Raw genomic sequence first — 1078 nt, 5'->3', positions numbered from 1 at the left:
TGGGCATCGGCCTAGGCGGCAGCGCGGGCGGCGGGCCGGGTCTTTCGGCCAACAAGACCACCTATTACACCACTATTTCTCAGGGTGCGCTGATTGCGTCCCTGACGGATCCTTTCGGTACCGGATCCACCTATACCGTCGTCGGCACTGCGCCCGCGCAGCTTGCGCTGGCGTCCGGTGGCAGGATCGTCGCGGGGACAGGGGCGCAGGCCGATGGGCAGGCGTCCACGATCATCATCCGTGCAAGCAAAGGATCGCGAGCCGTTGAGGAGCCGCTGACCTTTACGTCAGTGAAAGATCCGGCGGCTCCAGTCAGCCCGCTGCGCGTCGTGGGGACGAATTTCCAGCTGGCAACGAACGTTGCCACAGCGAGTGGCACGCGCACCGAAATCATCTACCGCTACCCGTTCTTCATGGGCGGCGATTGCTCGGAAATCCGGCTGTCATGGACCGCATGGGCGATGAGCACGTTTGGGGTATCCGTCGATACCGGCGCTCGCACGATCTACAAGGTGGCGGTCGAACTAGATGGCACCTCCACGGTCGTTCCGGTTACATTCTCAGGGCAGCGTGGGGCTTCGCTTACGGGCGGCGTAAACGATTTTCAGAGCGACCCACTGACGCCATCAATGTTCGGCCTCACCGTCTTCCCGGCTGATCGAAAATTCTGGGTTCGGGGGATTGAGTCTGTCTCCGCTGCGGGATCGACATGGCCGGTGGGCGTTAATAACCAATCGGTCACGGGCGCCCGATCGGTGGTATACGATCCGGTCAACCGCGCCGAACAGGTCGACACAACGGGAACGATCGCTGCCCCGACTGGCGGCACCACCTCTGGCAGCTGGTCTACGGGTCCGTGTGCCGTTCTCGGTCGATTTACCGGCACCTCCAAGGCTCTGGCATTCCTTGGCGATAGCCTGATGGATGGCAGTAACGATCTCGCCAACTACATCGGCGGGAACGGCTATGGGCCGCGCGCAGTCGTTCCTACCGGCCTTACAGGCATTGTCGCACACATGAAGCTGACGCGTGTGGGCGCGCGTGCATCCGACCTATCCCAGAATACGAAGATGCTGGC

The 1078-nt window shown here is 62.2% G+C and carries 1 protein-coding gene; it reads left to right on the top strand.

Annotated features, from left to right (window positions below; all coding sequences use genetic code 11):
• Positions 1-1078: hypothetical protein (locus NZL82_RS19765; protein WP_261271390.1), on the top strand; the 1078-nt coding region annotated here is incomplete at both ends.

It is taken from the genome of Sphingomonas sp. LC-1 (assembly GCF_025371035.1).
GTDB classification, from domain to species: domain Bacteria; phylum Pseudomonadota; class Alphaproteobacteria; order Sphingomonadales; family Sphingomonadaceae; genus Sphingomonas; species Sphingomonas sanguinis_E.
Note: the sequence above shows the minus strand (reverse complement) of the source record. Positions and strands in the feature narration are given on the sequence as shown.